The sequence below is a fragment of the Streptomyces sp. CRN 30 genome (assembly GCF_034105845.1).
Window position 1 is genome coordinate 18,809 of sequence record NZ_JAVRHI010000390.1, and the last position, 21,449, is coordinate 40,257.

19 protein-coding genes are annotated in these 21,449 nt (G+C 71.2%); 7 read left to right on the top strand and 12 right to left on the bottom strand.

Annotated features, from left to right (window positions below):
• Positions 1 to 27 precede the first annotated feature (27 nt).
• Genes UW392_RS42095 through UW392_RS42105 form a run of 3 tightly spaced genes read left to right on the top strand, consistent with a single transcriptional unit; the run spans position 28 to position 5,297 of the window.
• Complete coding sequence (locus UW392_RS42095) at positions 28 to 1,365, top strand: AAA domain-containing protein (RefSeq protein WP_320780568.1); 1,338 nt, start codon at positions 28 to 30, stop codon at positions 1,363 to 1,365.
• Between the two features lie 36 nt (positions 1,366 to 1,401).
• Entirely contained in the window at positions 1,402 to 4,461 is a 3,060-nt protein-coding gene (locus UW392_RS42100; RefSeq protein ID WP_320780569.1) for an AAA domain-containing protein, read from the top strand.
• Complete coding sequence (locus UW392_RS42105) at positions 4,458 to 5,297, top strand: hypothetical protein (RefSeq protein WP_320780570.1); 840 nt, start codon at positions 4,458 to 4,460, stop codon at positions 5,295 to 5,297. The genes UW392_RS42100 and UW392_RS42105 overlap by 4 nt, the downstream gene beginning before the upstream one ends.
• A gap of 352 nt (positions 5,298 to 5,649) precedes the next feature.
• On the opposite strand, the gene UW392_RS42110 is transcribed toward UW392_RS42105, so the two are convergent.
• Positions 5,650 to 5,823 (bottom strand): hypothetical protein, encoded by a 174-nt coding sequence (locus tag UW392_RS42110; protein ID WP_320780571.1) that lies wholly within the window; start codon positions 5,821 to 5,823, stop codon positions 5,650 to 5,652.
• 361 nt (positions 5,824 to 6,184) lie between these two features.
• Here UW392_RS42110 and UW392_RS42115 point away from each other — a divergent pair, with 361 nt between their 5' ends.
• Complete coding sequence (locus tag UW392_RS42115) at positions 6,185 to 7,576, top strand: hypothetical protein (RefSeq protein ID WP_320780572.1); 1,392 nt, start codon at positions 6,185 to 6,187, stop codon at positions 7,574 to 7,576.
• A gap of 580 nt (positions 7,577 to 8,156) precedes the next feature.
• Here the strand turns inward: UW392_RS42115 and UW392_RS42120 are convergent.
• Both UW392_RS42120 and UW392_RS42125 read right to left on the bottom strand, forming a co-directional pair.
• Positions 8,157 to 8,816 carry a nucleotidyl transferase AbiEii/AbiGii toxin family protein gene (locus UW392_RS42120; protein WP_320780573.1) on the bottom strand — a complete coding sequence of 220 codons (660 nt, stop codon included), beginning with the start codon at positions 8,814 to 8,816 and terminating at the stop codon, positions 8,157 to 8,159.
• On the bottom strand, positions 8,813 to 9,178 hold the full coding sequence (locus UW392_RS42125) for a hypothetical protein (RefSeq protein ID WP_320780574.1): 366 nt from the start codon (positions 9,176 to 9,178) through the stop codon (positions 8,813 to 8,815). The genes UW392_RS42120 and UW392_RS42125 overlap by 4 nt, the downstream gene beginning before the upstream one ends.
• Positions 9,179 to 9,828: 650 nt before the next feature.
• Here UW392_RS42125 and UW392_RS42130 point away from each other — a divergent pair.
• Positions 9,829 to 10,848 (top strand): YihY/virulence factor BrkB family protein, encoded by a 1,020-nt coding sequence (locus tag UW392_RS42130; protein ID WP_320780575.1) that lies wholly within the window; start codon positions 9,829 to 9,831, stop codon positions 10,846 to 10,848.
• A gap of 42 nt (positions 10,849 to 10,890) precedes the next feature.
• Here the strand turns inward: UW392_RS42130 and UW392_RS42135 are convergent, their stop codons facing one another.
• A complete protein-coding gene (locus UW392_RS42135) occupies positions 10,891 to 11,514 on the bottom strand; it encodes a DUF1349 domain-containing protein (protein WP_320780576.1) in 624 nt (207 codons plus the stop codon).
• A gap of 35 nt (positions 11,515 to 11,549) precedes the next feature.
• Positions 11,550 to 12,353: an SAM-dependent methyltransferase gene (locus UW392_RS42140; RefSeq protein WP_320780577.1), complete on the bottom strand. Its 804-nt coding sequence runs from the start codon at positions 12,351 to 12,353 to the stop codon at positions 11,550 to 11,552.
• Between the two features lie 107 nt (positions 12,354 to 12,460).
• On the opposite strand from UW392_RS42140, the gene UW392_RS42145 reads away from it, so the two are divergent.
• Positions 12,461 to 12,973, top strand: a complete 513-nt coding sequence (locus UW392_RS42145; RefSeq protein ID WP_320780578.1) for a DUF1203 domain-containing protein — start codon at positions 12,461 to 12,463, stop codon at positions 12,971 to 12,973.
• Between the two features lie 15 nt (positions 12,974 to 12,988).
• Here the strand turns inward: UW392_RS42145 and UW392_RS42150 are convergent, their stop codons facing one another.
• Positions 12,989 to 14,479, bottom strand: coding sequence for a DHA2 family efflux MFS transporter permease subunit (locus tag UW392_RS42150; protein WP_320780579.1), 1,491 nt, complete (start codon positions 14,477 to 14,479; stop codon positions 12,989 to 12,991).
• Between the two features lie 92 nt (positions 14,480 to 14,571).
• Here UW392_RS42150 and UW392_RS42155 point away from each other — a divergent pair, with 92 nt between their 5' ends.
• On the top strand, positions 14,572 to 15,006 hold the full coding sequence (locus UW392_RS42155; RefSeq protein ID WP_320780580.1) for a MarR family winged helix-turn-helix transcriptional regulator: 435 nt from the start codon (positions 14,572 to 14,574) through the stop codon (positions 15,004 to 15,006).
• Positions 15,007 to 15,027: 21 nt separating this feature from the next.
• Here UW392_RS42155 and UW392_RS42160 read toward each other — a convergent pair whose 3' ends face one another.
• The 6 genes from UW392_RS42160 to UW392_RS42185 form a co-directional block, all read right to left on the bottom strand.
• The gene (locus UW392_RS42160; RefSeq protein ID WP_320780581.1) at positions 15,028 to 16,383 is read right to left on the bottom strand and encodes an APC family permease; all 1,356 of its coding nucleotides are present in this window, start codon (positions 16,381 to 16,383) and stop codon (positions 15,028 to 15,030) included.
• A 29-nt stretch (positions 16,384 to 16,412) separates the two neighbouring features.
• Complete coding sequence (locus tag UW392_RS42165; protein ID WP_320780582.1) at positions 16,413 to 17,165, bottom strand: alpha/beta hydrolase; 753 nt, start codon at positions 17,163 to 17,165, stop codon at positions 16,413 to 16,415.
• A gap of 20 nt (positions 17,166 to 17,185) precedes the next feature.
• Positions 17,186 to 17,833, bottom strand: a complete 648-nt coding sequence (locus UW392_RS42170; RefSeq protein WP_320780583.1) for a helix-turn-helix domain-containing protein — start codon at positions 17,831 to 17,833, stop codon at positions 17,186 to 17,188.
• 137 nt (positions 17,834 to 17,970) lie between these two features.
• Positions 17,971 to 18,876, bottom strand: a complete 906-nt coding sequence (locus UW392_RS42175; RefSeq protein ID WP_320780584.1) for an alpha/beta hydrolase — start codon at positions 18,874 to 18,876, stop codon at positions 17,971 to 17,973.
• Positions 18,877 to 18,990: 114 nt separating this feature from the next.
• Complete coding sequence (locus UW392_RS42180) at positions 18,991 to 20,283, bottom strand: helix-turn-helix domain-containing protein (RefSeq protein ID WP_320780585.1); 1,293 nt, start codon at positions 20,281 to 20,283, stop codon at positions 18,991 to 18,993.
• A 174-nt stretch (positions 20,284 to 20,457) separates the two neighbouring features.
• Complete coding sequence (locus UW392_RS42185) at positions 20,458 to 21,360, bottom strand: helix-turn-helix domain-containing protein (protein WP_320780586.1); 903 nt, start codon at positions 21,358 to 21,360, stop codon at positions 20,458 to 20,460.
• Positions 21,361 to 21,449 lie beyond the last annotated feature (89 nt).

The following is a 21,449-nucleotide window of genomic DNA, read 5'->3' on the forward strand; positions in this document are numbered from 1 at the left end:
GACGGCGTCCTGCTCACCCTCGACCACGTGCCCCAGGCCGCCCCGCCGCCGCTGCCGGAAGTGCTGGACGGGTGGGTGTCCCCTGAACTGTGCCGGGACGCGGACGGTGAGGATCCGCCACTCGCGAGCGAGGGACCGGGGCAGGAGTTGGTGCGGGCGGAGGACGGTCGCCAATGGCGGGAGGAGGCCGACGACCGCAGCGTTCGCCGCGAAGACGCGGCTGAAGTGTTGCGGGCCTACGGACCGTGGTTGGCGCGGTGGCGACGCTGGGCCGAGCGGGAACGCGCCGAGCGGGCCCTACGGGAGCTGTACGAGCAGGTCTACCACTGGCACCAGAAACTGACCCAGCAGGACGACCAGCTCGAACTTGTTCTAGTCACAGGTCTGTTGACTTGGAGTGACCCACGCGGTGACGCAGTTCATCGTCACATCCTCACCCACCGGGTGGAGACTTCGGTGGACCGCAAAACCGCCCGGCTCACTGTCCGGCTAACGGTCGAAGGAGCGGTACGGCTGGAGGACCAGGCGTTTCTCGACACCGACGACGGCTGGATCCCCGAACGGTCGGCCGCGCTCGCCGAGGAGATCGCGCCCCAGTCACTGCATCTCCTCGGCTCGGAAACCTTGGAGCACCTGGCCCAGTGGCAGGAACGCGTACTGCAGCGTCCTGTGACGTTCAGCGCCGAGTGGCAGCCTCCTCGCGAGCCGGAGCCGGGGGCACGCCTCACGTACGCCCCGGCGTTGGTGCTGCGTCCCCGGGACCGAAACGCCCTGCTGAATTTCTATGAGCGGATCGCCGACAGCGTAGCTTCCGAGGCGCATGCGCCGTTGGCGCTGGCACAGCTGGTGCTACCCCTGGACGCGGAGGCTCGTGCGCATTGGGACGGGCGAGAGAGCCCGCCCCTGTTCGGGGTCGACCCGCTCTTCCCGGGCAAGACCAATGAACGCCAGCGCAGTGTGCTGCGGCGCCTGGAACACGACACCGGCGTGGTCGTACAGGGTCCGCCAGGCACCGGCAAGACGCATACCATCGCTAACCTTATCTCGGCTTTGCTGGCCCAGGGGCAAAGGGTCCTGGTGACCAGCGCCCGGGACCAGGCCCTGACCGTCCTGCGGGACAAACTTCCCCCTGCCGTACGCGACTTGTGCGTCCTCTTGCTCAGCTCCGCCCGCCAGGACGGGGCGGACGAACTGGAGCGGACGATCAACGCCCTGACTGACCAGGTCGCTGCCAGCGATCCGGAGCAGCTGCGGGACGAGATCCGCCAACTCGCGGGACAGCGCGAGGAGGTACGTGAACGGATTGCCACGCTCACCGAGGAGGTGATCTCGCTGCGGGAGGCAGAGGTGTACCGGCACCCGTAGATCGCTCCAGGGTACGGCGGTGTTCTCGCCGTCATCGTGCAGCGCGTCCGCGACAATGCCGAGCGCCACTCCTGGATCGGCCTGGTTCCGGAGGGGGGTCCGACATCCCCCTTCCCTTCCCTGTCACCCGCTCAGGCAGCCGAACTGCTGAGCCTGCTGCGTGAGGGCGCCGCGGAACCCCGGGCCGGAGGTACTTTGCCGGATCCTGACACCCTCCCCTCGCCCGAGGATCTGAGTCAGGCTATTGAGACAGGACGCATTACCGACGATGGCCTGTCCCTCGAGTCGGTCGGCATCCGCGACAGTCTCACGCAACTCGACACCTCCGTCACCGACGAACTGGCCTCACTTGCGAGCGACTGCCGTACGGCCCTGCACCACCTCGGCCTGCCGTCAAACGCCAGATACTGGGACGCCGACAAGTGGACGACGAAAGCCCTGTCCCACCGTCTGTCACGCGAAAACTTCACCCTGTGGCGCCAGGTGTACGCCCTCAACGACCAGCTCACCGGGGCGTCACAGCAGCTGGAAGCCGTCGTCACACGGCGTGTGGCCCTGCCCGAGACGCTCACAGGGCAGCAGGCCGACACGTTCAGCACCGCCGGCGCCGCCCTGCGAGCCCATCTCGCCGGAGGCGGCAGGCTGCGCAAGCGCGGCAGCCTCCTGGCCTCGAAGGCGCAGAAGGATGCCCAGGACCTCCTCGACGTCTGCTCTGTCGACGGTCATTCGCCCGGTACGACGAGCGAACTCGACGCCGTCCTCGCGCACTTGCAAGCGCTCTCCATCGTGGACGCGATCGCGGACCGGTGGGCGCAGGTAGGCGCCCCCCTCTCCGACGGTCCTTTGGAGCTCCGACTGGCGTCCTTGACGGAGGCATACACGCGCCTGAGGCAAGTCGATGCCTTCGGTGCCGCCCGCGAGCGCATCGACGACGTCCTCGTCCGCCACGGCCTGCACATCGATCTCACCTCACGCATGGCCTGGCAGGACTTCGCCGATGCACTGGCGGCGCTGTCGGATCGGCGGGCCGCGGACGAGGCACTGATCCGACTGGCCGCTTGGGAGGAGCAGCTGCGTACACCGTCAAGGGGTTCGCATCCCGCCCCCGAGGCACTGGCCGCAGCACACGCCATCCGGGAACAGGACGCCGAGCGCTATTCCAAGGAACTTGACGCGCTGCGGGAGGCGCATCGGCGCGAGCACCGCCAGCGACGATGCGCTGTGCTCCTGGACAGTCTGCGCCGGGCACACCCGCTGCTCGCGGACCAGCTGACGGAGGCCCCCGACAACCCGACCTGGGAAGAGCGGCTGGACTCCCTGGCCGAGGCATGGGCCTGGGCGACGGCCTCCGCGTTCGTGAAGCGCCTACGCACGCCGGGGAGGGAGCGTCAGCTGGAAGGCGAGTTGGGTGAGTGCGAGCACCGTCTGGAAGTACTAACCGGCGATCTCGCGGCCGCATGGGGCAGGTTGCATTGCCTGGAGCGCATGACGCAGGAGCAGCGTTCGGCGCTGCAGGCATACCGCAATCACATGGCTTCGTACGGCAAGGGCAAGGGACGCAACGCGGGCCGCTACCGTGCCGCAGCGCACGACGCCATGCGGACGGCGCAGGGAGCGGTGCCCGCATGGGTGATGCCTGTCTCTCAGGTGGCGGAAATGGTGTCGCCCAAGCGCGACGTCTTCGACGTCGTCATCGTCGATGAAGCCAGCCAGGCCGGCATGGACGCGCTGTTCCTGCTGTGGCTCGCTCCCCGCGTGATTGTCGTCGGTGACGACAAGCAGTGCGCGCCTCCGGTCAGCGGGATGGGCCGGCTCCAGGCGATCCAGGACCGGCTCCTCACGCATCTACCGGACATGCCGCCGATGCTGCGCCAGCTCTACACCCCTGCCACCAATCTCTACCAGCTGCTGTCCACGTTCTTCCCGAAGGTGATCCGGCTGGAAGAGCACTTCCGCTGCATGCCCGAGATCATCGGCTGGTCCTCCCGAACCTTCTACAACGACAAGCTGCAGCCGCTTCGACAGTTCGGCGGTGAGCGCCTCGACCCGCTCGTGACGCACTTTGTCGAGGGAGCCGTCACCCAGGGCCGCGACAGCCGCCTGCGCAACCCGAAGGAAGCCGAGGCCGTCGCCGACTGTCTGGCCCGGCTCGTCGAGGATCCCGCCTACCAGGACAAGACCATGGGCGTCATTGCCCTGCAGGGCCCGGTCGGGCAGGTCAAGCTGCTGGAACAGCTGATCAACGAGAGGATTCCGGCGCCGGTACGCGAGCACCACCAGATTCGGGTGGGCAATCCCGCCTCGTTCCAGGGAGACGAGCGACACGTCATCCTGTTGTCGATGGTGGCGACGCACCCGCCGCGGATCGCGGGCGGTGCACGCAGCGAACGGCAGGCGTACAACGTCGCCGCTTCCCGGGCTCAGGACCAGATGTGGCTGTTCTACTCGATTCCGCCGGACCGTCTGAAAAAGGAAGACCTCCGGTTCAATCTCCTCGCTTACATGGAGAACCCGCCCGCCGTTCTGGCGACCGCCGACCGGATCGGCGATGTCTCGGCGGACATCGCGCAGGATCCGTTCGAGTCCCTCTTCGAGCAGCAGGTTTACCTGCGCATGAAGGCACACGGCTACCACGTCGTCCCGCAGTTCCCCGCCGGGAACAGGCGCATCGACCTCGTAGTGGTGGGTGCCCGCAGCCGTCTGGCGGTGGAGTGCGACGGCGACCGATTCCACTCCACGCCCGAGCAGATCCGGCGCGACCAACGGCGCGACCGTGAACTCCAGCGAGTGGGCTGGACGTTCTGGCGTATCCGAGAGAGCGAGTTCCGCTTCGACCCCGACGAGTCACTGACCGGACTGTGGGCGGAGCTGAACCGGCTGGGCATCCATCCGGCCACCTTCGACGACGCCCGCTCCCTCACACCGTCCCCCGCGCCCTCCGCTGTGCAGTGGACCCCGCTCGACCTCTCCTCCGACGAGGACCTGACCGAGGACACGGCGGAAGCCGCGGACACCACCGACGCAGCAGGTCCCCTCGCTGTCCTGCAAACGGCCGAGGACGAAGAACTCGAAGACATCACGGAAGGCTCGGCATGACCCCGCACTCCCCTTTCGGCATCCTGGACGCCAACACCCTGGAGGAACTGGCCCGCGTCATCTGCGGCGACGAACACCTCTACTACCGCAAGGGCTACGAGATCGCCCGGTTCCTGAAACACGCCGGCTGGCAGCGCGTGCCGGAGTACGACGGCGAGTACCGCAGGGAGTGGGCCCTCGCACAGCTCACCGAGCGCCGCGAGGACCCCACCGAGCTGGAGAGGGTCCTTCTCCGGCTCGCCGACCCACGCGAGTACCTCGACGAGCCCGAACAGCTCCCCGCCGTCATCTCCGCCGTCAACGCCTTCCTCATCCATGAGGGCGTACGCCTGGAGAACCCCGGCGGCCGCCCCCGCCTCGTCGCCTGCGACCCCTCTCTCGCCCATCCGGGCAGCCAGGGACCAGTCGAACTCAGAGCCACCATGACCGACCTCATCACGGACAAGAACATGGCCGGCCTCCTCCAACACCGCCTGGACGAGGCCCACACCTGCTACGCCAACGGTGCTCATGTGGCCGCCATCATCATGCTCGGCAGCCTCCTCGAAGGCGTCCTCGTCCATGTCGTCCACGAGCGCAACGCCTCTCTACTCGGCCCTACATCCCCGGACAGGGTGAGCCTGGATACCCTGATCAAGACCTGTCACGACGCCGGCTGGATCGGGGCCGATGTCGAACGCTTCTGCCACGAGTTGCGCAAGTACCGCAACTTCGTGCATCCGCGCGCCGAGATCCGGGAAGCTCACGCCCCGGACCGCGACACCCTGGACATGTGCTGGCCCGTGGTCAACGCGGTCCTGAACGACCTCGCCGACTCCCAGCCGAAGGCAGTCTGATCATCCGAACCGCACCGTCCCGCGCGCAGCTCGTCAGACGAGTCTGAGCGCAGGGCGGCCATCCGGCATCCCCAGCAGCTCCCGCACTCGCATCCTCCGCTGCCGCCCAACCGCATGACGCCATCGCCGCGGTCCCCCCGCCCGGGAGCGTAGGCACCGAAGGAGCTCAATGCTTCGGCTGCACCCGAGTGCGCCGCTGATGGACGAAGAAGGAACCTCGCTGGCGATCCAGCAGGCTCCTCCGGGTGCCTGCTCATGAACCCAGTGCCGCCATGCTTCACCCCACCGCCAAGATCCGGACGGTTTGCGGCCATCGCATTTCGAGAACCTCAACACCCACCTTCTCCGCTGTTCAAGTGCGGTGCAGTTGCTGCGCCACCAGCAGACGGCAAGCCTTCCGTTGCTCCAACGCCGGCCAGGCTGTTTCCCGGAGGGCGGCGTCCAGGATCCGGACGGCTTTGGTGATGCTGCCCGGCACCAGGTGCCGGTAGGTGCAGTACGTCTCCTCGATGGACGTGTGGCCCATCCATTCCGCGACGTCGGTGGTGGGGATCGATGCCGTTTCCGAGGGCGTTCGAGGCGAAGCAGTGGCGGAAGCCTTACATCCCGACACCCCCTCCGGTGGGAGATCTTTGTTCGTGGAACACGGTTCCCTTTGGACATCGACCGGTCGACGCTCGACCGCCCCGGAAGTCGGCTCGCTGCCTGCCGCCCGCCGGAGGCCCCTCGGCAGCGCGGGACTCGCGAGCGAGGCGGGCCAAGGCGCCGACGTCGGCCCGCCCAAGCCGAAGTCCAAGTCACGCGCCCGTGCGCACTTGCGTGCGCCGCTCGTCCCTTCTGTACGGTCCAGCCGATGGCGAACCGCCAGCGCACACCGTGAAGGAGAGATGTTGAAGCCGACCGAGGAAGTGCTCCAGGAGCTTACCCAGTCCTCGAACGTCTCCATCCACTCCGATGACGCGCTCGTCGGGGCGGTGAAGGCCGCCATCACGGCGGACGACGAGAAGCGGAAGGAGAACGAGGGCGAGCCGCTCCGCCGGAAGCCCGCCCTCGTCCCGATCCTGCCGACCGAGCTGCCCCGGCAGTTCGAAGTGACCCTCTGGGACGTACTCCACACCCTCGCCCGGGCCACTGCCCTGTCGTGGCGCGGTGCGGGCCGGGGGCTGGCGGAGCACTGGGGCGCACTCAAGTACACCCAGGCCCTGGCCGGCGGTCGTGACTCCTTTCTCGGCCTCACCGACGAAGGCCACCGCATCGCGGACCACTACAAGTCGCTGCAGTCCAGCGAGCTCGGCATCGGCTTCGCGCTCACGCTTAGCGAGCACATGCTGCGCAGTCGTTTCCCCGACCATTCGGTGACGATCGTCCCCGCGGACACGGCGTTACGCGCGGGCTGGGCCCTCACCAGCAGGGACAAGGGCGAGAAGGTGAAGTACCGCTATCGCCCCCAATACTTCGCCGAGGTCTGGCGGCCGGGCGAGCCGTCCCTTGGCATCCCCCTCGCCTGCAAGGGCAACCACAGCGACTCCGCCACCTCCGCCGAGCAACTGGCCTCCGCCTCGGCCCACGCCGAAGCGGTCCACATCGGCACGTGGAACGAGACCCCCGGCCTGCTGTTCAGCACACAACTCCCGACGGACGGCGGCACGATGACCGTCCACGCCCTCCAGACGCCGGGCAGTGGCGGTCGACTGTCACCGGCAGAGGGCCGGGAAGCGAATCGGAACGCCCCGCCGTTCCAGGCGAACGTGATGCCGGACATCCATCCGCCGGCCGAGGGCCTGGTGGCACCGGAACCCGTACGGGGCTGCCACGTGCAGCCGAAGGACTACGCCTGGTTCCAGGAGTCCCTGGCCCACACCACGGCAGCGGGCCTCATGGCCTTCACCGGCTCCGGCCACGCCACCGCCCGCCACCTGACCGACCGGCAGGGCCGCAAACGCTACACCGGTCTCGAACACGCGGCCAGCATGAGCATCCAGGACGCCGCCCACACCCTCTTCGGCAACGAGTACGTCGGCACCGACCACGTCTTCCGCCTCAACGGCCCCCGCGTCGAGGCGTTCTCCGGCGTGGGCGAGGAGGTCTTCCGACTCCTCGTCAGGGGCGACATCGAGGAGTACCGCGCCCTCGTCCACGCGAGCCGCCACGCCCGCCCCCGCCTCACCTTCGACAAGGACTGGGGCGGTCCGGTCTCCGTCCACGCCGACGGCTCCGTCTTCGCCCTGCGACTGCTGCCGGGGCAGAACGAGGAACCCTGCGCGTGCTCGTCTCGCTGACGCACCTATGTGCCGACAGGTCCGTCAGGACGGCCTCTGGGCGAACGACCGAACCACATGACGGCCAGGAGCGTGGGCCTCGACTCGCGGTGACGGTGTAGGCGCGGGCGATGCAGAGCATGGCCTTGCTTCACCCACCCCGAAGGAGGGCAGCGTCACCCTCAACAGTGACCGAGCGGCGTACGAGCGGGCAGTGGCCGGTGAGTCCGCGTTGTACGCCGTATGGCCCGGGAGGTGGTCCAGCCGCCTTCTCGTGATCGACAATCTGTAGGAATACGCCAAGGCTCACGGCGTCAAGCACGATGCGCAGCGGACAGGACTGACCGAGCATGTGCACCGGTCCGGTGGACCGAGTCGGACGACAAGCGGATTCCGCGCAGCCCGCGCATCGGCAACGAGGCGTGCTGGACTGCGGGTGCAAGATCGATGCTGGTAGTCAACGGATCCAGCCGGAAGCCTTTGACCGTTACCGCACCCCGGTTTCGCCGTGAGTCCACTGCTAGCTATCACTCGGCCGCCAGGCAAATCCGCATCCTCTCGTTGCACCGACGGTGGAGCAGATGGACGCGATGACCGCCTCTCAGGCGTTCTCGTCATGGATCCGTGCGCCCAGATCCTCCGCCCACTCCAGCGCCCACGCCTTGAGCTCCTCGATCTGCCGGGAGGTGAGCCCGTAGGAGATGTAGTCCTCATCCTCGTACCAGTCCGCGCCGATGAGCCGGTCCCGTAGGTCTTCGAGGCTGAACTCGTCGTGGGCGCGACGGCGGCCCAGAGATTCGAGGTCGGCGGTGGAGCGGTGGCGGGAGGCAGCCTGGATGTCGATGAGGTCGCGGACGGTGCCGCGGTCGGCGAGGGCACGGACCTTGGTGCCGATCACATCGTCCAGCGAAAGAACGGGACCGTAGGGGGTCTGGGCGGGCGGAGCCCAGAACGCCTCCTTGAGAACGTCGACCTCGCACTCCTCGCCGGTGTCCGGATCGGTGACGAGGAACCGGCCGCTAAGCGGATCTGTCTGGACGTGCGTGGTCCGCCATCCGCGCGTGCTGAGCCCTGCTGTGAGTGAGGCGACGATCTCCTGCATCGGAGCGGGGTTCTCGGTGGCGACGTCGAGATCACGACTGAAGCGTTCGACCAGGCCGTGGGCCTGCACGGCGTATCCGCCGGTGAGGACCAGAGGGTAGGGGGAGCCGAGGTCGAGGATGTCGGCGAGGAGACGCTCGTGGAGCGGAGTGAGCTTCACTCGGCGGTCGTGTCGGCCGGAGCGGGAGTGCGGAGCAGCTCGGGGAAGGCGTCCTCCCAGACCTCGCGGATGTAGGGACTGATGAAGCGCCGCAGCACGGGCCACTGCTCGGCGAGCAGTCGGTGATGCAGGAGGGTCACCAGGTCCTCGCGCAGTCCTTCGGCGAGGACGGTCCGGTAGAGCGTCATGCGGGACTTCGGACGGTCCAGGCTGTAGCTCGTCCGCCCGGACCAGACGATATGGAGCGGCAGGTCCACGTTGCCCTCGATGGGGCCGGCCAGCTCCTGCAAGCGCTCGGGCAGTCGGCTGCGGTAGCGGTCCCGCAGCACCTCGGCGCGGGGGGCGGTGATCGGCGCGTCCATGCATCCAGTATCGCTGCTCGGAGGCGGCGGCACGGCGGATACGGGGGTCCCCTGTCGTACGTACGTCGGGCGGGCGCCCGCCCTTCCCTCGGACATCTCACCCAGTGGGCGCTTGGCGCATCATCGCCTACCCGTGCAGGCCCCCAGGCAGCGCGGCAACCGGCCGCCCTGCAGGCCCGGGACCAGCCCCGCTCGCGGGCGCGGGTGATCATGACGCAGCAGGTCACGCGGAGGGCCGCCGCGGTGGGTCCGGCTGCGGTCTGGTGGGAGCCAGAGACCTGTCGAGGTCAACCGTCATGGCTGCCACCCGTCAACAAGCTGGGACACTCCCGTGCCCGATGCTGACCGTTTGCTGACCTCAGCGGGGCCATCGAGCCTCTGACCTGCAAAAACACCCAAATGCTAGATCTTGGACCTGACCATGGTACGCAACATGTGCACTCCTGCGGGTAGGCTCCCTGCCCGCATAAGCGCAGGTCAAGGGCATTTTGCCACTTTACAACGAGTCGCGCTCCCGGGGGGCGGCAGCGCGTGAAGCGGGTCGGTGATCGCTGTCACTCCCGTTCCGGTGGGGCGGGCGCCGCACGGAAGGGCGGCGGCTGGGCATCCGTTGGGGGCAGCAGCCGTTCGACCGCGAGGGGGTGCCCGCCATGGGGACCGCTGTGCACGTGCCGGAGACCAGGGACATGATCGGGGAGGAACTGTCCGGGGACGAGGCGTACGCCGCGCTGCGCCGTTACGGCGGACTGCGGCTGCTGGCCGACTCCTTCGCGCGGTTCCGGTACGCGGACGGGTTCACCAACGCGCGGGCGCTGGCCTTCCAGGTGGTGCTCGGGCTGGTCCCGTGCCTGGTGGTGCTGGTCGGGCTGGCGACCTCCGTGCACACCGAGGGCGTGGGCCGGGTCATCGAGCTGACGCTGAGCCGGATCGTGCCGGGTGCCAGTGAGGAGGTCGTGAGCGACGTCTTCGACAGTACGCGGCGTACCGCGGACGGCGATGTGCGGGGCGCGCTCGCCCTGTGGCTGGGGCTCGGCCTGGCGGTGCTGAACCTCGCGTCCGCCATGGGGCAGATCGAACGCGGCGCCAACCGCATCTACGGCATCGAGCGGGACCGCCCGCCGCTGCGCAAGTACGGGAGGGCTTCGGTGCTCGCGTTCGCCGCGGGGCTGCCGCTGGTGCTGGGGTTCGTCGTGCTGGTGGCCGGCGAGGCCGTGGGGGACGCGGTGACGGAGTTCTCCGGCGGCGGGGGCGACGGGCCGCGCTGGTGGGACGCGCTGGACCTGCCGGTGGGTCTGGCGCTGGCCTGGGTGGCGTCGGCGGTGATCTTCCGGTGGTCGCCACGGCGGGTCCAACCGGGGTACACCTGGCTGGCGTTCGGCTCGGCCGTGCACCTGCTGCTGTGGGTGTCCGCCACCTGGCTGCTGGCCCTGTACGTGGAGAGGAGCGGCGCCTTCGGTGCCGTGTACGGGCCGCTGACCGCGTTCGTCGCGCTGCTGCTGTGGGCCAACCTCACGGCTGTCGCGCTCTTCCTCGGCATCGCCTTCGCCGCGCAGCTGGAGGCGGCCCGCGCCGGCCTCACCCGCGCCGTGCGGCCGGACCCCGGGTCGCACGGGCCGACGGAACCGGGCGTCGCGGCGCGCCGGTCGCCGGAACCCGCGCCGGACCGGTGAGACGAGCGGCTCCCCGGCCGGCGCGGGGCCGTGGGCGGTGGGTCAGGAGCCGTCCCTCAGATCCGTGAGGCGCTCCCGGGTGAAGCGGATGTCGTCGAAGGCGACGGCGCACCCCTCGCCGGTCGGCGACTGGGCCTCGAACCCGACCAGGGCGCCGCCGGTGTCGTCGAGGGCGAAGTACCGGATCATCCGCCAGTCGGTGCCGTCGGTGGAGGCGTGGTAGGCGAAGGCACGGCCGACGCGCGAGACGCGCAGCCATACGGAGTCACCGTCCACGACGAAGGCGTTCGCGTCGTCGGAGACACCGCGGGTGACCACGGAGACGACCATCGGCTCGCCCTGCGGGGAGTGTTCGAAGCAGAGCTTGGCCCAGTGGCGTTCGTCGGTCCACAGCAGCAGCACCCCGGCGTCGTAGGCCGCGGCGAAGTCGACGCGCACGCGCGCGCTCAGCCGGAAGTCCCCGGCGGGCGGCCGGCCGAGGAGCGTCACGGCGTCGAGCACCGTGCGCGCCTCGTCGGTGGTGCCGTCGGCGGGGTCGATGAAGATGTCGCTGCGGGGGCGGGCGGTGACCCGCAGCGCACCGCTTGCCGGGTCCGTCTCCCAGGCCGCGCCCTCGGAGGGAGCGAGGGGGAAGGGGAGAGCCGGCACCTGTCGGTCGGCGGTCATGGAACCGTTCACCTGTCCTTGTCGGTCTCGGCGCGTCAGTTCTTGCGGGCGACGCCGCAGACGGAGACCTCGGCCGTGTCCTCCTGGGGGCGGCCGGTGTCCGGGCGCCAGGTGACCGTGGAGACCACGCCCGGTTCCACCGGCTCCAGGCCGGTGAAGAAGGACGCGATCGTCTCCGGCGACCGCAGGTGGTACGTGTTGGCCGACTGGCCGTTGTAGGCCCCGACCGCCGTGTTCAGCGCCACATTGGTGTCGATGCCGTCGCTCAGGGCCAGGTAACTGCCCGCGGGCAGCCCCGCCATCAGGGTGCGTACCAGTTCTCCGGGGCGTTCGGCGTCGGAGACCTGTCCGAGGATGCCCAGCAGGGTCAGGGCGACCGGGCGGGTGAGGTCCAGCGTCTTCGCCGCCTCGGCGAGGATGTGTTCGGGGTCCCTGACATCGGCGTCGAGGTAGGCGCAGGCGCCCTCGGCGCTGCTGGTGAGCAGGGCCTGGGCGTGCACGAGGACGAGCGGGTCGTTGTCGACGTACACGACGCGGCTCTCCGGCGCGATGCGCTGGGCGACCTCGTGCGTGTTGTCCGCGGTGGGCAGTCCGGTGCCGATGTCGAGGAACTGGCGGATTCCGGCCTCCCCCGCCAGGAAGCGCACGGCGCGCGCGAGGAACCGGCGTTGCACCTGGGCCACGGCGGCGAACTCCGGGAACGTCGACAGGATGACGTCGCCCGCCTGGCTGTCGACGGGGTAGTTGTCCTTGCCGCCCAGCAGGTAGTTCCACACCCGGGCGGAGTGCGGCCGGTCGGTCCTCAGTCGCGCCCTGACATCGTCACTCGGATAAGTCATGGCCAAAGCATTCCATGTGCCTGATCTTTTCGGGACGGGCCGGCGCCCGCGAACTCGATGTCGTTTCCCCGCCGGTGTCCGCCGGCCGCGGCGGGCAGCCTGGCCGCATGGACACACCGACGTACCGCCCGGCCGCCGTTCCCCGTGACGTGCTCGCCGGACTCCGCGCCCGCGACGACGCCGGCGCGGTTCCCCGCCCCTGGCCGCGCGACGAGGACGGCCTGCCGCTGCGCTGCTGTCTGCGGCGCAGCCGCGCGGGCGAACGGATCGCCCTGGTCTCGTACGCGCCGCTGCGGCGCTGGGCCGCGCGCACGGGTGCCACCCCGGGCGCCTACGACGAGGTCGGGCCGGTCTTCGTCCACCTCGGTCCCTGCGCGGGACCCGACCCGGGCGCGGGCCACCCGTTCACCGGGACCGGGGCCGCGCGCGTCGTCCGTCGCTACACCGCCGGGGGTGCCATCGCCGGGGGTGAACTGCTGGCGCTGCCGCGGGACTCCGACGCGGCGCGGGCCGCTCTGGCCGACGCCGTGGAGAAGGCGTTCGCCGATCCGGAGACCGCACTGGTGCAGGTACGGGCGGTCGAACACGGCTGCTTCCTGTACGAGGTGTCCCGGCCCTGAAGCGGTGGGGCCGGGTCAGTGGAGGCCGGCCCGCTTCGGGGGTTCCGGTGCCGGGGCGGGGCGGGCGGAGACCGTCGTCGTGCCGCGGGCGGCGGCGCGGGCGGGACCGTCGGGGAGGGTGAAGGCGAAGGCCGCGGTGACCGCCGCGAGCGCGGCCAGGACCAGGTACGCCTGCTGGTAGGCCGTGACCGGCGGGTCCGCCACCGCCGCCGCGGGGGTGGCCAGGACGAGGGCGCTGGTCACCACCGCCGGGGCCAGGGCGCCGCCGGTCTGCCGTACGACCGTGTTGAGGGTGGTCGCGTGCGGCAGGTCCGCGCGGTCGATCGTGGCGAGCGAGGCCACCGTCGTCGGGATGAAGAAGCAGCCCATGGAGAGGCCGAGCAGGAACATGTAGAGGCGGAACGTCCACAGGCCGGTGTCCGCGTCGCAGCCCGCGAAGAGCAGCAGCACGACCGCGACGCCGGTCATGCCGCAGCCGACGATGACACGCGGACCGACCCGGGCGTACAGCACGCCGACGAGCTGGACGGTCAGCAGCACGCCGAACGCCTCGGGGAAGGTGGCCAGGCCGGACTCCGACGCGCTGCGGCCCTGCGCCTGCTGGAGGAAGAGCGGCCCGAGGTACATCGCGCCGAGGATCGGCACCAGCCCGACGATGTTGAGGAGGTTGGTGTCCCGGAACAGGCGGTCGGCGAAGAGCCGTATCTTCAACAGGGGCGCGGTGACGCGGAGTTCGTGGAAGACGGCGCCGCCCAGCAGGGCCGCGCCGACGGCCAGGCAGACGACCACGGCGGGCGACGACCAGCCGCGGTTGGGGCCCTCGCTGACCCCGAACATCACGGCGCCCAGGCCCACCCCGCTGAGCAGCAGACCGGGCAGGTCGAAACGGCCCGGCCGGCCGCCCCGGTGACCGGCCAGGAAGAGCGCGCCGAAGAGCACGGCCGGCAGGCCCACCGGCACGTTGACGAAGAACACCCAGCGCCAGGAGAGATGGTCCACCAGCAGCCCGCCCAGGACCGGCGCGGCGGCCGGGGCGATCTGCTGCGGGACGATCATGTACCGGGAGACCCGTACCTGCTCGGACGCGGTGAAGGTGGAGAAGAGCAGCGCGGCGGAGGCGGGCAGCAGCAGCCCCGCGGACAGCCCCTGGACCACGCGGTAGGCGACCAGTTGGCCGAGGTCGGCGGCAGCGCCGCACAGCGTCGAGGAGACGAGGAACCCGACGAGCGCGGTCAGCAGTACGCGTTTGCCGCCGAACCGCTCGACCAGCCACGCGGAGGCGGGTATCGCCATCGCCAGGCAGACCGGATAGGCCACGACGACCCCGTCCAGGGCCGCCGTCGTCAGGTCGAACTGCCGGGCGATCGAGGGCAGCGCCACGGTGGTGATCGCGCCGTCCACGATCGCGATGAAGGTCACGCAGACGCAGACGACGGGGACGACGAGGCGCTGGCTGAGCCGGAGGGGAAGTGCGGACAGCACGGAGGAGTGACGTCGGCGACGCATATGCTGAGCATACACACTATGTGTGTACTCAGTAGAGTGGCCGCAACAGGCGCCACGCAGACAGCACGGCACCGGACGACGGGACGCGGATCATGGCGGCGGTACAGGGCAGCAGCGACATCCTCATCGACGAGCTGTACGAGACGACGTACCGGCTGCGGCACTTCGTGGAGGACCGGCTGCACGCGAAGGGGGCGTCGGTGGCACGGCTGCGCGCGCTGCGCATGCTGGCGCGGGCGGAGGAGCCCCTGCGGATGCGCGATCTGAGCGAACGGGCGGGTATCGCGCCGCGCACCGCCACCACCATCGTCGACAGCCTGGAGCGGGACGGGCTCGTGGACCGGGTCCGCCACCCCCGCGACCGGCGGGCCTTCCTGCTCCGCCTCACCGACGAGGGCGTGCGCCGCCACCGGGAGGCGGAGGAGATCGACCGGCTGGCGCTCGCCGAGGCCACGGCGGCCCTGGACGCCGGGGAGCGGGAACAGCTGCGCTCCCTGCTCGCGCGGATCAGGGAGCACACGGTCTGAGGCCGGCCGGGGCCCGGCCGGTCAGGGAGCGGGGGGCCGCCCGCCGGCCGGGGCGGGGCGCCGGGCCGCGCGTACGGCGACGACCGCGGCCAGTACCGTCCCGGTCGCCAGGACCAGCAGTCCGCGCAGCCAGACCTCGGCCTCGACCTGCGTGGCGAGGACCACGCAGGACACCGCGCCCAGGACCGGAAGCGCGGTCGGGGCGCGGAAGTGACCGGGCTCCCCGGGGTCGCGGCGCAGGACGAGCACGGCGATGTCGACCGCGAGGAAGACGACGAGGAGCAGCAGGACCAGCGTGGCGGCCAGGGTGGTGACACTGCCGGTGAGGGCCAGCGCCATCGACAGCACGGTGGTGACCGCGATCGCCGCCCAGGGCGTACGGCGGCCCGGCAGTACCCGGGCCAGGACGCCGGGCAGCAGACCGTCGCGGGCCATGCCGTAGGCGAGCCGGGAGGACATGATGCCGGTGAGCAGGGCGCCGTTGGCGACCGCGACCAGCGCGACGCCGCCGAACAGGCGGGGCGGCACCCCGCCGGCCGCCTCGACGACCTCCAGCAGCGGCCCGCTGGACCCGGCCAGCCGGGCGGTGGGCACGGCGGCCGACGCGACGACGCCCACCAGCACGTACACGGCCCCCGCGGTGGTGAGCGCGCCGAACAGGGCACGGGGGTAGGAGCGGCGCGGGTCCCGGGTCTCCTCGGCGACGTTCACGGAGGTCTCGAATCCGACGAAGGAGTAGTACGCGAGGACCGAGCCGCCGAGCAGCGCCGCGGTGGGCCCCTGCTCGGGGGTGCCGAGCGAGCCCAGCCGGCCGAGGTCGCCGTCACCGCGCAGCAGGAGCACGCCGCCGAGGACGACGACGGTCAGCAGGCCGCCCACCTCGATCACCGTGGCGACGGCGTTGGCGCGGGTCGACTCCTTCACACCGCGCGCGTTGACGAGGGCGAGCAGGGCGAGGAACACCACCGCGACCGGGCCCACGGGGAGGGTCACGAAGGCGGACAGGTAGTCCCCGGCGAAGCCCCGCGCCAGCGCGGCCACGGAGACGATGCCGGCGGCGAGCATGCAGAACCCCGCGACGAACCCGGCGAAGGGCCCGAACGCGCGGGTCGCGTAGTGGGCGGCGCCGCCCGCGCGGGGGTACTTCGTGGCCAGTTCCGCGTAGGACGCCGCGGTCAGCAGGGCCAGCAGCAGCGCCACGGCCAGCGGCGCCCACACCGCTCCCCCGGCGTCGGCGGCCACCTGCCCCACCAGGACGTACACCCCCGCCCCGAGGACGTCGCCCAGGATGAAGAGATAGAGCAGCGGGGTGGTCAGGGTGCGCTTGAGCGCCGGGCCCCCGGTGTCCGCGGACAGCGGTTTCGCGACTCTTGCCATGCCGTCCCAGGTCCCCCGCGGCGCGGGAGTCACGCCCGGGACGTGCCGCGCGTCCGCTCCGGCGCGGCGGCGGCGTGGACCGCCTCCAGGATCAGGGCCGCCACCGCCGCCGGGCGGGAGACCGTCACGGCGTGGGAGGCGTCCGCCAGTTCCACGGTGACGGCCCCGGCCCGCTCGGCGCCGAAGCGCACCAGACCGGGGTGGATCACACGGTCCGCGCCGGCCACCAGGGCCCAGCACGGCCTGGTGCGCCAGGCGGCCGCCGGGACGGGCTCGGTGAGGGCGGCGGCCGCCAGCGGGCGCTGGGTGGCGGCCAGGGCGCGGGCGACGGCCGGGGAGACGTCGGCGGCGACGGTCGCGTGGAACGCCTCCGCGGCGACGCTGACCTCCGTGGCCGCCTCCCCGTCGCCGCCCGGGTAGGTCCAGCGCCGCAGGTCGCCCGGCGGCGCCGGGGGCGGGAAGCGGTCCCGGAGGGCGGCGAGGGTCTCGCCCTCCGCCGGGATGTACGCGGCCACGTGGACGAGGGCGACGACGTTCCGCGCGGTCCCGGCGACGGTGACGACCGCGCCGCCGTAGGCGTGGCCCACCAGGACCACCGGGCCGTCGATCTGCGCGACGCGGGAGGCTACGTACGCGGCGTCGGCCGTCAGGCCCCGCAGCGGGTTGGCCACGGCGACGACGGACACACCGTCGCGTTGCAGTTCGTCGATGACGCCGAGCCAGTTCGCGCCGTCGGTGAAGGCACCGTGGACGAGGACCGCCGTGGGGAGGGCGGGGGACATGGGTGGGTGTCCTTCCTCGGTCACGGGCCCGGGTGGCCCGACGCCGTGACCTGCCACTCGCTCGGCGAGACGCCGTAGGCGCGGCGGAACAGGCGGCTGAAGTGCGACGGGTTGGCGAAGCCCCAGGTCTGGGCGACGGCCGCGACCGTGCGGCGGCGGTTGCGGGAGCGGCCGAGGTCGAGGCGGCAGGCCGCCAGCCGGCGCTGCCGCACGTAGGTGCCCACGGTCGTGCCCTCGGTGTGGAACAGCTTGTGCAGGTAGCGGACGGAGATGTGGTGGGCGCGGGCGATGGTGTCCGGGGAGAGATCCGGGTCCATCAGGTTCTCCTCGATGTGGGCGCGGATCCTGGGCACCAGGTCGCTGCCCGTGCCGGGCGCCGCCGGCCGGTGGGGCTCCAGCAGGCCGGCGACGAGCAGGGCGATGAGGTCCACCGCGTTGAGCGCGAGCCGTCGGCCGGTCGCCGAGTCGCGCAGGCCGCTCTCGCCGGTCAGTGTGGAGAGGAAGCCGGCGATGAGCCCCGGGATGCCGCCGGCCCCGTCGACCCGCAGGTCCGCCAGGTGCCGCAGCTCCTCCGGTGCGACGCCGAGGTGCGAGCAGGGGACGCGGAAGAAGGTGAGGCGCGGGTCACGGGCGAGCGGTGCGTGGTGACGGGCGTCGAGCAGGAGCATGTCGCCGGTGCCGTTCAGCCCGATGTAGAGGAAGGCATCCTTGGCTTCTCGGAAATTCCAGGGGAGGGTAGTGCAGGGCCCGTGTTCCGGGTTTTCGGGCATGCGTGTGATGACCGAACTGGTCATGTGAACTCCAGTTATGAAATCAAGTCTTGAGGCTGAGCGGGTTCCTCGGAAAGGAACGCGTCCTCGGAGAGGAACGTGTCCTCGGAAAGGAACGCGTCCACCACCGCGTTGAAGGCTGCGGGGTTTTCGAGGAACGGGAAATGGCTGGCGGCCACGTCGGTGGGAAAGACGTGCAGTCGCGCCCGGGGAATGCGGTCGGCGATGTAGCGCTGCGAGACGGGGTCGACATGGCTGCCGTCGCAGCCGATGACGAGTGTCTCGACGTCCACGCGGGGAAGGACGTCGCGCCAGTCCTGGGCGCAGTGGTCGAAGAGCAGCGGCACTCCCGCGTACGCCGGGGTGGCGCGGATCTGTTCGGCGACGAAGGCGAGCAGGTCCGGGTCGGGGGTGCCGGAGAACATCGAGCGCACGAACTGACCGCGTACGTGTTCACCGTCGGGACCCGCCAGCCCGGCGGCCAGCTCCAGCAGACCGGAGACGTCGAAGATGGCGCCGCTGAGCTGCTGTTCCTCGGTGCTCATCCACGGTACGGCGGCGACGGCGGCCGGCTGGTCGACGACGACGAACCGGCGTATCCGGCCGGTCCCCCACCGGTCGATGAAGCTCCACCACACGGACGCGCCCATCGACCAGCCCAGCGCGTCGAAACGGCCGAGGCCCAGGTGGTCGACGAGGTCGAGGACGTCCCCGGCCAGGCGGGCGACGCGGTAGCCGTGGCGGGGCTTCTCCGAGCGGCCGTGCCCCCGGAGGTCCAGGGTGACGACGCGCCGCCCGAGACCCGACAACTGGTGACGGAACATTTCCTGGGTCTGTCCCCAGCCGTGCAGCAGCACCAGGGGAATTCCGTCACCGCCGCTGTCCCGATAGGTCAGCCGGACTCCGTCGTTCGTCGTCAGCTCACCCGTGGTGTTCCCCATTGCTCCGCTCCGTCTCCCCGGCTCCGACGGGGCTAATTGTGATCCGCCGGGCCCTGGGCGCACCACCGCGCTTCGTAGGGATCGGCTCACGAGAACTTCGTCACTCTGTAGCGGTCACTGCGCGGCTGTGGAACCGGCGGTGTCGTTTTTCTCGCTCTGTAGAAGACCGTCGAGGCGCAGACCGAGGTGGAGGACCAGACGGTCGGCGCCGCTGTCGAGGTCGAGCCCGGTGATGTCCTGGATCTGCCGCAGCCGGTAGTAGAGGGAGGTGCGGTGGATACCCAGGCTCTCCGCGGTGCGCGGCACCGAACCGGCGTGCTCCAGGAAGGTGCTCAGCGTGTCCACCAGCCGGGGGCCGCCTGGTGCCTCCAGCAGTGCGCGCAGGGGCCCCGGCAGCAGCGAGGCGTTCAGCGCGCGGTCCGGCAGCTGCAACAGGACGGCATACTCCCCCAGTTCCTCCCAGCGGGCGATCCGGCCGAACCGCGGCAGCCGGCGCGCGGCGCGGGCGGCGACGAGTGCCTGTTCGTAGGAGACCCAGGCGTCGGCGAGGCCCGCCTGGGCTCCGCCGACACCGAGGACGGGGGCGGCCCCCGCGTCGAGGAAGGTGCCGAGTGCTTCCAGGATGCCGGCCGACTGGGCACTCAGGGCGCCCGCGTCCGGGGCCCGTTCGCCGAACTGGAGCAGTACGGCCCGGTCGGGGCTGACGGCGACGGCGTCCTGGGTCCGACGGGTGCGCCGGAACCGCTCCAGGGCGCCGCGCAGCGCCGTCTCCGTCCGGCCGGGGGGCTCCTGCGTGCGGGTCACCTGGACGACGGTGACCAGCGCGTGCCGTACGTCCGTGCCGTCGGTGCCGGCGCCGGTGTCCGTGCCGGTGCCGAGGAAGTGGCGCCGGGCCGCGGTCCGCGCGGCGGGGCTCGCCCCGATCAGCGCCAGGAGCTGTTCCTGTTCCCGCGCCTCGTGCGACCCGGCGCCGTCGGCGAGGTGCTCGGCGTACATCTGGGTGGCGACGAGCCGTGCCCACTTGTCGATGTCGGCGGTCTCCTGCTCCGTCAGATCCTCCTCGGGGGAGAGGACCATGAGCAGGCCGAGCAGGTGGCCGTGTTCGCGCAGCGGGACGCAGTAGCGGGCCTGGAAGCCGAGGCCGTCGTCGGCCGGGAGATAGGCCGGCTGCCGCCACTGGGTGACGCCCTGGTCGAGGACGTAGCGGATGATCTCGTCGTCGGCGCGTCCCTGGAGCAGGCTGCGGACGCGTACCGGGTCGGCGTCGCCGAAGTGGCGGCTGGAACAGACCAGGCGGACCAGCGGGTCGTCGAGGACCACGGAGCGCCGGAGTCTGTCGGCCAGTTCCTCCACGAGTTCCCGCAGCTCCTCGCTGCCCGCCCGTGCCCGCCGCGACCCGTCCGCCATGCCGTTCCTTCCCCTGGTCCCTCCCACCGGGTCGATCCCTTCCTACAGGGCGTGGAAGAGGGGACCCTCGGTTCCTACAGTGTGAGGTCACGGCCGGTGGCCGGCCCCGGCGGATGCACGCACGGACAAGGACCGTGCACGGATCGGCAACCGCCGCGCACGCGCACCGCCGTGTCACCCGCCCACGAGCCGGTCGCCCAGTTCGCTGCGGAGGTAGAGCACCGTCCGTCCCTCCTTGCGGCGGGTCACCAGGCCGCACGCGGTGAGCCGGGCCAGGTGCTGGGAGACGGCGCTCGGCGAGACACCCATGGCGCGCGCCAGCGCCCCGGTCGTGCCCGGGACGGACAGCGTCGTGAGGATGGTCGTCTTGGGGCGGCCGATGAGACCGGTGAGCGCCTCCGCCGTGGGCGGCGTGACGTCGTCCCAGACGGTGGCCGCGCCCCGCGCGGGATAGGTGATCTGGAGGGTCTCCTCCTCGGCGACCGTCACCCGGTGGGCGAAGACCGAAGGGCAGAGGACCGCGTCGGCGTCCGTACGGGGCCGGTACGGCTCTTCGCCCTGCCGGTGCAGGGACGCGACGAGTGCCGGTGTGCCCCGCTCCGCCAGGACGCGGCCCCGGTACCGCACATCCGCCTCCAGTACGCCCCGAAGGCGCCGCCAGTGCGGCTCCATGACGGTCGTCCAGTAGCTCTCCAGGGCGTCGGCGAGCCGGTCGCGCAGGTGGGTCGCGTCATCCCCGAGGACGGCGGGCGGGGGTCCGTCGCGGTAGACGGCCGCGATGTCCCGTACGACGGTGGCCGGTTCGGCGCGGCGGACGGCGGCGAGTTCGGCCGGCAGGTCCGGGGCGGGCGTCGGCGGGAGTGCCGTCAGGAAGCGCGGCAGCCGGTGGCCGTCGCCGGTCAGCGCCACGAGCAGGGCGGCGTCCGGACGCGGGGTCAGTCTCCGCAGCCGCCGCAGCCAGGGCAGTTGGTGCGGGTAGCGGCCGGGGTCGCGCAGCGTCCAGAGGCTGTGGCAGGTCTCGCGCAGCGGCGAGACGACGAACCGGGGGCCGCCCGGACCCGTGCCGGCGGCGGCCACGGAGGGCCCCTGTCCGTGTAAGTACTCGACCACCGTGCCCGTCCCTGTGTCCCTGTGTCCCTGTGTCCCTGGGCCATGGGGCCCGGGGC